This is a genomic window from Prolinoborus fasciculus (genome assembly GCF_056724605.1).
Genome location: NZ_JBWZQN010000011.1, coordinates 58,091 through 68,141 on the forward strand (window position 1 = coordinate 58,091; position 10,051 = coordinate 68,141).

8 protein-coding genes are annotated in these 10,051 nt (G+C 43.3%); 2 read left to right on the top strand and 6 right to left on the bottom strand.

The window, feature by feature from the left end; translation table 11 throughout:
* Positions 1 to 56 precede the first annotated feature (56 nt).
* Positions 57 to 2,096: an NAD-dependent DNA ligase LigA gene (gene ligA, locus AC1P5O_RS04325; protein ID WP_004279205.1), complete on the top strand. Its 2,040-nt coding sequence runs from the start codon at positions 57 to 59 to the stop codon at positions 2,094 to 2,096.
* Between the two features lie 71 nt (positions 2,097 to 2,167).
* Here ligA and AC1P5O_RS04330 read toward each other — a convergent pair whose 3' ends face one another.
* Positions 2,168 to 3,235, bottom strand: coding sequence for an SDR family oxidoreductase (locus AC1P5O_RS04330; RefSeq protein ID WP_262457587.1), 1,068 nt, complete (start codon positions 3,233 to 3,235; stop codon positions 2,168 to 2,170).
* 342 nt (positions 3,236 to 3,577) lie between these two features.
* On the opposite strand from AC1P5O_RS04330, the gene ftn reads away from it, so the two are divergent.
* Complete coding sequence (ftn, locus tag AC1P5O_RS04335) at positions 3,578 to 4,042, top strand: heteropolymeric bacterioferritin subunit Ftn (protein ID WP_262457585.1); 465 nt, start codon at positions 3,578 to 3,580, stop codon at positions 4,040 to 4,042.
* 55 nt (positions 4,043 to 4,097) lie between these two features.
* Here ftn and AC1P5O_RS04340 read toward each other — a convergent pair whose 3' ends face one another.
* The 5 genes from AC1P5O_RS04340 to AC1P5O_RS04360 form a co-directional block, all read right to left on the bottom strand.
* Positions 4,098 to 4,514, bottom strand: a complete 417-nt coding sequence (locus AC1P5O_RS04340; RefSeq protein WP_004279208.1) for an ExbD/TolR family protein — start codon at positions 4,512 to 4,514, stop codon at positions 4,098 to 4,100.
* A 21-nt stretch (positions 4,515 to 4,535) separates the two neighbouring features.
* A complete protein-coding gene (locus AC1P5O_RS04345; RefSeq protein ID WP_005247138.1) occupies positions 4,536 to 4,961 on the bottom strand; it encodes an ExbD/TolR family protein in 426 nt (141 codons plus the stop codon).
* 16 nt (positions 4,962 to 4,977) lie between these two features.
* Entirely contained in the window at positions 4,978 to 5,859 is an 882-nt protein-coding gene (locus AC1P5O_RS04350) for a MotA/TolQ/ExbB proton channel family protein (RefSeq protein WP_004279210.1), read from the bottom strand.
* Between the two features lie 37 nt (positions 5,860 to 5,896).
* Positions 5,897 to 6,598: an energy transducer TonB gene (locus AC1P5O_RS04355; RefSeq protein ID WP_039901968.1), complete on the bottom strand. Its 702-nt coding sequence runs from the start codon at positions 6,596 to 6,598 to the stop codon at positions 5,897 to 5,899.
* A 148-nt stretch (positions 6,599 to 6,746) separates the two neighbouring features.
* On the bottom strand, positions 6,747 to 9,410 hold the full coding sequence (locus tag AC1P5O_RS04360) for a TonB-dependent receptor (protein ID WP_004279212.1): 2,664 nt from the start codon (positions 9,408 to 9,410) through the stop codon (positions 6,747 to 6,749).
* Between the last annotated feature and the right edge of the window lie 641 nt (positions 9,411 to 10,051).

The following is a 10,051-nucleotide window of genomic DNA, read 5'->3' on the forward strand; positions in this document are numbered from 1 at the left end:
GCCAAAAGCTGAATATTCTACAGGGCGGATTTTCCGCCCTTTTTTATGGTGAAATTATGACCCAAGATGCCACTGTCATTGCGCAAATGCGTCAACTGATTCAACTGCTTGCCAAGCATAACCATGCTTATTATGTGATGGATCAACCGAGCATTGAAGACAGTGAATATGATCAGCTCTTTCATCAGCTCAAAGCCTTAGAACAACAATATCCTGACCTGATCCAGTCCGATAGCCCGACAGATAAAGTGGGTGGGCAGGCGCTTTCAAAATTTGTGACCGTAACACACGCCGTGCCGATGCTGTCATTAGGCAATGTCTTTAATCAGGAAGATCTGCTGGCTTTTGCCCGCCGTATTGAAGAACGTTTGCCAAATCAAAAAATTGAATATGATGTGGAACTGAAATTTGATGGTCTGGCCATTTCACTCTGGTATGAGCATGGCGTACTGACGCGTGGGGTGACGCGCGGCGATGGGGAAACCGGTGAAGACATCACCCAAAATGTCAGAACCATTCGCAACCTGCCGAAACTTTTATCTCCGGTGAATGGCATCATTCCCGATTTGCTGGAAGTACGCGGCGAAGTGTTGATGCCAAAATCAGGTTTTGAAAAATTGAATGCTGCCAATGCCGCCAAAGGTGAAAAGACCTTTGCTAATCCGCGTAATGCTGCGGCAGGAAGTTTGCGTCAGCTGGACCCGAATATTGCTGCCTCGCGGCCATTGGCTTTTTATGCTTATGGGATTGCTCAGTGCGTGCCGCATCATGGACAAACCACTATGTCCGCCAGTCTGGAATGGTTACATCAGTTCGGTTTTGCGGTTGGCGAGCGTCACTTTATCTGTGACAGTATTCAGGACGTGCAAAAGGTCTACGAACAGATCATTGATGAGCGTGCCAGTCTCAGTGTCGAAATCGATGGTATGGTGATCAAGGTCAATGACCTGAAACAGCAGCAACAGCTTGGTTTCCTGAGCCGTGAACCGCGTTGGGCCACCGCCTATAAATTTCCGGCAGTTGCAGCACTGACCACAGTAGAAAATATTAACTGGCAAGTGGGTCGTACTGGAACATTGACGCCGGTTGCGCGTTTAAATCCAGTTGCTGTCGGTGGAGTAACAGTTTCCAATGTGACGCTGCATAATATTGGCGAAATTCACCGTCTGGATGTACGTATTGGTGATACCGTCAGTGTTTATCGTAGTGGCGATGTAATTCCTAAGGTGGAAAAAGTCTGGCCGGAATTTCGCCCGGTTGATGCAGTTGAAGTGCATTTACCTGAACAATGTCCAGTCTGTGATTCACCCGTGGTCATGCCGGAAGGCGAAGCCTTGGCACGCTGTTCGGGCGGACTATATTGTGCCGCGCAGCGTATTGAAGCCATTCGTCACTTTGTCTCACGTAAAGCCATGGATATTGAAGGCTTGGGTGACCGTTGGGCAGAATCGTTGCTGCATCTGAATCTACTTAACGATGTCTCAGATATTTACCATCTGCATGAACATCGTGAGACTTTGCTCGGTATTGAAAAGATGGGCGCCAAATCGGTTCAGAATCTTTTGGATGCCATTGAAAACAGTAAAAAAACCACACTGGCTGCTTTTATCTATGCACTCGGTATTCGTGGGGTGGGTGAAACTACGGCGCGGATGCTGGCCAATACTTTCCAGACGCTGGATGCCTTGCGTCAGGCCGATCTGGAGGCTTTAAAGAAAACTCCGGATGTAGGTGATATCACTGCGGAATGGATTCTGGATTTCTTTCAGGCACCGCATAATCTGGAAGTTCTGGATCGTTTACTGGCTGCCGGTATTCACTGGGATGCACCAATTGCACCGACCCGTCAGCCATTGAACGGCGAAAGCTGGGTGGTTACTGGGACTTTAAGCAGTATGGGGCGGGATGATGCAACCCAGTTGTTGCAAGCCTTAGGTGCGCGAGTAAGTGGTAGTGTGTCCAGCAAAACTAAATGTGTGGTTGCGGGTGAAAAAGCTGGCTCAAAACTGGATAAAGCAGAAAAACTTGGTATTCCAGTGATCAATGAACAACAGTTTATTGGCTTGATGCAAGACTATGGTCAGCTTGAGGCTTAAATCGTCAAAGATTTCATAAAAGGCTAATGATTGAAAAAGCCACCTTCGGGTGGCTTTTTCGCATAGAAAGATTAAGGAATATATTTTTTCACGACACCATCATCGAGCAGCTGCTGGAAATGTTCCACCAGACTTTCTTTCACCGGACGATACTCAATACCGAGCTCATCTTTACTTTTCTGGGCATTAAAGAAAATTGGATAACCCATATTCAGCTCTACAAATTTGCGGCTAAAACCTGCTACAGGCCCGAACATTTTGAAGGCTGCCTTCGGCAATTGATTGCGCGGGAACGGAAACTTATTGCCAAAATGTGCCCGCAGAATTTGGCCCATTTCCAGCAGGCTCAAGCTTTCACTACAAATGATATAACGACCGTGCGCTTGCGGATTAAACGCAGCACGGATATGCGCTTCAGCAACATCCTGAACATCGACCACGCCATTCCACATCGGTGGAACGCCAAGTAAAGTCATACCATTGGCAAACTGTTGCAGGACTTCCACACTACCGGATTGGGTATTTGGCGTTAAGGATTGACCAAAAACCAGTGCCGGATTGATACAGACCAGATCCCAGCGATCCTGTGCTTCAGCCATTTCCCAGGCTTTGCGCTCTGCCATGACTTTGGAATAAGGATAAGGCTGATGTGTGGCCGAACTGGTGGTATTCCAGTGGGATTCATCAAAACTGTTATTCTCAGTTTGTAGAATATCAATGGCATCGCCATAAGTGGATGCGATACTCGATGTGACGATTACGCGTTTCACTGATTCAGTCTGATTGACACTATTCAGTACATTTTCAGTGCCTAATACCGCAGGTTCGATAATATCTTTGACTGCATCTTTATAGTTGGTGACCACAAAAGGTGAGGCCATATGAAAAACAATTTCACAGCCTTGCATCGCCTGATCAAAAGAACCCGAGCTTAATAAATTGGCCTGAAATAACTTGAGAGTTCCCGGAGTGCTGTCGGCAATTTTTTCTAAATGGGCAAAGCTCTTACTTTTATTCAGGTCGCGCACCGTGGCATGTACGGTATAGCCTTGCGTGAGTAATTTCTGGATGACCCAGCTGGCAATATAACCCGATGCACCGGTAACCAGAACCGGCGCTGTTGTTTGTGGATGTGTCATATCGGAACCGTTGTTGTTTTAAATTTGTGTGAATGATAAGCGAAATTTAAGCATGAAGTACGCCAATGCAGTGATGTTTATACAAAAAGAATGAATCTGTCTGGTCAAAATTAAGATTTACAAATTTTAACGCATGTGTTTATTCGCCAGTTTTAGGTTATTGCCAAGCGTAATGAAAGTGCAAAGTGTTGTTTTATAAATGGGATTTCATTAAGAACAAAGTGTAAATGCAAGTACTTCTCATTTTAATTATATAAAAATCAAATATTTAACCATGGTTAAGCTTTGCAAATTCAATTGCTTTTCGCCATAATAGCAAAATACAGGTAGGGAGTTATTCAAATGCGCGGAAATCCAGAAGTCGTAGATTATTTAAATATGTTGATCGGTGGCGAACTGGCTGCTCGTGACCAATACTTGATTCACTCTCGTATGTATGAAGATTGGGGATTGACCAAAATCTTTGAACGTATCGATCACGAAATGCAAGAAGAGTCCCAGCATGCGGATGCGATTATCCGTCGTGTTCTGTTCCTTGAAGGAACGCCAAACATGCAGCGCGATGACGTTGAGATTGGCGAGGATGTGCTGAGCTGCCTGAAAGCCGATCTAAAACTTGAATATCATGTGCGGGAAAAACTGGCGCAGGGCATCAAACTGTGCGAAGAGAAAGGTGACTATATCAGCCGTGATATGTTACGCCAGCAAATGTCGGATACCGAAGAAGACCATACTTACTGGTTAGAAAAACAATTGCGCTTAATCGAACTGATTGGTCTGCAAAATTATATTCAGTCACAGATGTAAAACCGGATGAATAAAAAACCCAGCACATGCTGGGTTTTTTATATCTTGAAAATACTTAGTTGTTATTACTCATAATGCCAATTTTTTTGACCTCCAGCCTTTGAGCTGCCGCCATGACCATAGCGATATGTTTATATTCAGTGGCACGATCCGCCTTGATTTTAATCTGATCCTGATCCGCTTTTTGCGCTACTGTCTTGAATAAGTTTTCCAGAGCTTGGGTATTTGCTACCGGCTGTTCATTCCAGAAAATCTTACCTTGTGCATCCAGACGTAATTCCACCAGCTCAGGCGGTTTTTCATCGGTTACAGGAGGCGTTCCATTCGGTAGATCGATATTAATCGAGTTATTCGGCAAAGGAATTGTGATAATAAACATAATCAGCAAGACCAGCATGACATCAATCAATGGGGTCATGTTGACATCTAACATCACATCATCGTCTTGATTTGAACCAACATTCATACCCATAAACTTAATCCTTCTTTGTGCTTAAGGTGTAGCGGGCGGAGTGGTGACAAAAGCAATTTTGCCAATACCGGCCTGTTGGGTGGTACTAATCACCTGATCAATTGCTTCATAAGGTGTTAACTGATCACCACGAATATGCACTTCAGGCTGCGGACGTTTCTGTGCTTCTGCCTGTAAACGGCTCAGTAAAACTGTTTTATCTGCAATATAAATTTCGTTCCAGAAAATATCGCCAGTTTTATTGACAGCCAGCTGAACATTTTCTGGCTTGGTTTCATACAGTACATTTCTTTCTTCGGGCAGATCGACAGGTACGGTATGAATGGCAACCGGTACAGTAATCAGGAAGATAATGAGCAGAACCAGCATAATATCAACCAAAGGGGTGGTATTAATGGTTCCAATTACCTCATCATCGCTGTCGTTTGAATTGACCATCATTCCCATGGCTGATGCCTCACTCTTACTTCACGTCACGATTAACAGGATTATTGGTTGTAATTTCACCGCTGAGTAATACTGCGTGTAAATCAGAACCAAAAGTACGGACTTCTTCCATGACCGCTTTATTACGGCGAGTCAACCAGTTGTAGCCAAGCACGGCAGGAACTGCGACTGCCAGACCGATGGCTGTCATGATCAGTGCCTCACCGACTGGGCCAGCAACTTTATCAATGGATGCTTGTCCTGAAACACCAATAGCAGTCAGTGCATGGTAAATTCCCCAAACCGTACCGAAAAGTCCAACGAAAGGTGCGGTAGAACCGACTGTTGCAAGAAAGGCTAAACCGCCACTCAGATGGTTCTGGATTTTGTCGATCGCACGGGAAATTGAGATGGTGACCCAGGTATTGAAGTCAATACGCTCAAGTAGTGTACCGCCATGATTTTTGGTTGATTTGATCCCTTTTTCCGCAATAAAACGATAGACGCTGGCTTCGTCCAGATTCTCGGTTGCATTATCTAGAGAAGATGATTCCCAGAATTGGTGTTCAGCTTCCTTGGCTTGCTTACGGATCTTACTTTGCTGTAAACATTTGCTGATCATGATGTACCAGGTACCGATCGACATAATGACCAGAATGAACAGGGTGACTTTAGATACCATGTCACCTTCTTTCCACATGGCTTCCAGACCATAAGGATTGTGAGCAGGTTCTTCAGCCGCAGCAGGTGCTGGAGGCGTCGGTTCAGCCGCTGTCGCTGGTGTTGCCGCTGTATCCGTTACGGTACTGGTTGGCGTAGCAGACGGTTCGGCAAAAACTGCTTGCAGGGGCAATAAAGTGCTCATGGCAATCACACCAGCAGCAGTCATGTTTTTTAAAGGTTTGAATGATTTTTTCATCGTGGATCTCCTGATTTTTCTTTATCTGTTGTATCTGTTAGTCAAGGACAAATTCATATGGAATGTCATACCAAGATTCTTGCGGCTCGCCATTTTTCATTGCTGGTTTGAAAGTACATAAACTGAAGGCCTTGGATGCTGCACGATCCAGCGCACGGCTACCGCTCGACTTTTTCACTTTGGCATCCTGGACCTTGCCGGTGGTATTTACATAGACAGAGATCAGAACTTCACCTTGCTCTTCATTCATTAGCGCATCACGTGGATAGTCTGGGCGTTTACAACCTGCTTCACCTTGTGAAACACCACGAGTTACGCCAGCGGGTGGAGGAGCTGGGGCTGGAGCGGCTGCGACTACTGGAGCCGGTGCTGCTACCGGACTTGGTGAAAGACTCGCTGCAACGGGAGTAGGTACCGCAGCAGTTGTCGGTTGGGTTGGCGTTGGAAGTGTTTTCTGTACAGGAACTACTTTTTCAACCGGTTTCACCTCAGGCACTTGTGCCACTTTTTCCACGATTTTTGGTGGTTCAGGTGGTGTTTCTTTTGGTGGCTCAGGTTCAGGCGGCTTAATATCTTGAATAATCATTAGCTCAACTGGCTGTTCCGTTGGTTTAATAATGTCTTTTGCCATACCAGCCATGAGTACCAGGCCAACCAGGATATGCAAAAAAACAACGACCCCAATACCAGTCAGTTTTTTGGCGGAGTTTTTTTCTAAGTCTTCAAACTTTGTGCCCATCATGACTCCTAGAATTTAAGACAAACAGGAAATAGTGCACTGATGAGAAAATTTTTTTAGTTACAGGCAGCATTATTTTTTGTTTGGCTAAAATTAAACGGGGAAAACCGCAAACACCGCTTGGCAGCAGTGTTTGCGAAGTAATTAATTAAAAGAATTTATAGGTACCACGTAAGAAGTAAGCGCGGCCTGTTGGATCGCTATAACGTGGGTCATAACCGTATTGGAAGTTATCCATTACGTCAGAGGCAGGTGGTTCTGCATCGAACATATTTTTAATACCGGCAGTTAGCTCCAGATTTTTAAATCCTTTGTAAGTGCCAGAAATGTTGTATACGGTGTAGTCAGCAACATCGCGTTCTTCTGAATAGTCTTCATAACCACGAACGAACTGTTGTTCAAACACCATTCTCCAGTTTTCATAAGACCAGTTCACGTTTGCAGTATGTTTCCAGCGAACCACTGCTGGGTCATCATAAACACCGACATAACCTTCCCACTCGCCGCCTGGTTCACTTTGGTAATCCATTTTGATCACATAAGTACCGTCAATACCAAAACCGAAGCGGCCAGTTGCCGTCATTGGAGAAAGATAGTTCAAACTCAAATCAATACCTTGGGTTTTCAAGCCACCGGAGTTAATCAAGTTAGTTGAGATATGATCGATACGACCTTCTGCATTACGAACAAAGTATTGAGCATACTTTTCTGGATCACCAAAAATTGATGCTTCACCAATCGTTCCCACTAAGTTTTCAATTTCGATATTGTAGTAATCGGCAGTGAAAACTAAGTTTTTGATCGGTTCAAAGACAAAACCAGCCATGTAAGATGTTGACTCTTCTGGACCTAGTTCAGAATTGCCGCCTTGTGTACGGATAAACTGGGTATTACATTCAGTTTGGTATCTGGTTTCAGTTGGTGTACCACCCGGGCAAAGAATCGGGTCATTATATCTTGCACCAGTCCAAGTTCTGACCGAAGGAGCATTGACCTCATATAAGCTTGGTGCACGGAAACCAGTACTGTAAGAAGTACGGAACATGAGTTCTTTAGCTGGTTCCCAACGTAAAGCCACTTTAGGATTAAAGGTGTCACCAAAATCGCTATAGTCATCATAACGAGCAGCTAACTGTAATTCCAGGTTGGTCAATAAAGGTACTTGGAGTTCAGTAAATACTGCACTAATGTCACGATCGCCTGAGCTTTTTGGTTTATTTGGATCAATACCACTGCCTGGAACTTGAGCAACAATTTCAGAATTTACAGTTGCTTCCCAGTCTTGTTTGGAGAAACTGCCACCGAGTGCAAAACCGACATCACCTGCAGGCAGTGTGTAGATTGGACGACTCACGGTAAAGTCAATTGTAGTGGATTCTAAAGATGCCTGATTGGTATCGCCTTTGACATCAAAAGTGTTCCATAAGCCGGCATTGGCTGCTGCTTGTGGGCCAAATGGGTTTAAAGTTCCATTATCAAGTGCAGCCTGAACTCTACTGCGGTTTAAATAACCACTTACGAAACTGTCAGTCGCATCACTTTTTGCATAAGTAACACCACCATTCATATCCCAACCGTATGCTTCACCTTCAATCCCTGCAAAGATACGGTTCGATTCGTTAATTGACTTAGAAACACGGTTACCGCCTTGTGAACGTAGATACAGTTGTAATGTGTTAGTCGCCAAGCCATCAACTGCTGGAGTAATACCTTTGCCAGGGTAGTATTGACTGGCATAAGGCAAGGTCACACTACGACTATAAACATCAGGCGCAATTGAAGTGGTTACTTCATCACGTGCATAGATATACTCACCAATCGCATTAAAGTTATCTGACAATTTGAAAGTTGCGCGACCTAACGCAGAAAGATTCTCTTGTTCAGGCACAATACCAATAACAGTTTGGGTATTTAAATAACAGAAACCATCTTCAGCAACAGTATCTTTGGTATTTAAACAATTATCCCCATAAGGGTTACCCAAAATACCTGTGATAGGATCGTAGAAGTTTGCAGGGAAAGCATTTGCTGAACTGCCATCAATTCCTAATTCAGGAAGTACCCCACCACGGCGGCTGACTTTACGGTCTTTTGCCCAAATCGTATCTTGTTTTCGGTAATCGATCACACCGTAGACATTAAAACCTTGTTCATCTAGATCGCCATATCCCCCAAAAATCGAAACGTCAATTTTTTCGCCGCCTTTTTCTTCAGGAATTTGACCACCTAAAGTAATGCCCACGCCTTCATATTGCTTTTTCGTAATAAAGTTGATTACACCACCCACTGCATCTGCACCATAAACTGCAGATGCGCCGTCACGTAAGACTTCAATGCGCTCTACCAATGCGAGAGGGATGTTGTTTAAGTTGGTTGAATCGGTACCAAATGCACTGCTTGCAACACGGCGACCATTAATTAAAACTAAAGTTTTATCCGAACCAAGACCACGTAAATTTGCTGTTGAACCACTGGTATTACTGGCACCGACATTTTGTGCTGTGACATAACTTGCTTGGTTGGCACTGACTTTCATCAATGCTTCTTCTACAGTGGTTACCCCCTGATTCACCAGATCTTCACCTTTAATAATCGTGATTGGTGAGGCGCTTTGTGCAGCTACTCCTTTAATAGATGAACCTGTCACTGTCACTTTTTGAACCTTGGTAGGTTGAGCGGCAGAGTTTTCTGGTTCATCGGCTGCATGTGCCAAAGACAAGCACATCATACTTAAGGTAAGCGTACTTAACTTGAGTATTGTCTTGCCAACTGTTGGAGCCCCCATAGATCCGACCAATTTGTTTTTTTTCATCGTAATTTTCACCCTTTTGTTATGTGAAGTAGTGCTGGGAGGACTTAAGCAAAGCGAATGCCAACTTATAAATTATTAACTTTAAAAAACATTAAGTGATTGAAAGAATTATATTTAATTTGGTTTTTTTAGAGATTTACTAAATTCTGATGAAGAAATATTAAGAGAGTAGGGTTTAAAATCTGAAGAAAGTCTCTATAGGAAACCATGAGAAAGTAAAAAATAAATATTTAATGAATAAGAAAGGAATCTAAAACTGAAAGAGAAATTGAATAAAGTTTAATCATGGTGCATAATTTTTACATAAAATATACAATAATTTAATAAGATAATAATTATATATTTCATTTGCTTATGTATGTATTTTCTTGGGTTGAAGTAGTGGGAGGATGCAATAATATGAAACAGGTCTGGTTTATTTTTGTGCAGACTAGGTTTGAATCTAGATTTTAAGAATAAACATTAAATTAATGATTCATGGAAAATATTATGTTATTGATAATGTTTTAAATAATTAGGGTCTGTTGACATTTCAAGTATAGAATTTACCCGATAAAGGTAGCCAAATAAATATACAAGCTAATGCAACTGCCCCCTCATAGCTACACTTTAGCTTATCATATCGTGTTGCTATTCCTCTG

Coding starts and splice junctions, on each gene's coding strand:
- AC1P5O_RS04360 (WP_004279212.1), bottom strand. CDS start 9,410: ATGAAAAAAAACAAATTGGTCGGATCTATGGGGGCTCCAACAGTTGGC.
- ligA (WP_004279205.1), top strand. CDS start 57: ATGACCCAAGATGCCACTGTCATTGCGCAAATGCGTCAACTGATTCAA.
- AC1P5O_RS04345 (WP_005247138.1), bottom strand. CDS start 4,961: ATGGGAATGATGGTCAATTCAAACGACAGCGATGATGAGGTAATTGGA.
- AC1P5O_RS04330 (WP_262457587.1), bottom strand. CDS start 3,235: ATGACACATCCACAAACAACAGCGCCGGTTCTGGTTACCGGTGCATCG.
- AC1P5O_RS04340 (WP_004279208.1), bottom strand. CDS start 4,514: ATGGGTATGAATGTTGGTTCAAATCAAGACGATGATGTGATGTTAGAT.
- ftn (WP_262457585.1), top strand. CDS start 3,578: ATGCGCGGAAATCCAGAAGTCGTAGATTATTTAAATATGTTGATCGGT.
- AC1P5O_RS04350 (WP_004279210.1), bottom strand. CDS start 5,859: ATGAAAAAATCATTCAAACCTTTAAAAAACATGACTGCTGCTGGTGTG.
- AC1P5O_RS04355 (WP_039901968.1), bottom strand. CDS start 6,598: ATGGGCACAAAGTTTGAAGACTTAGAAAAAAACTCCGCCAAAAAACTG.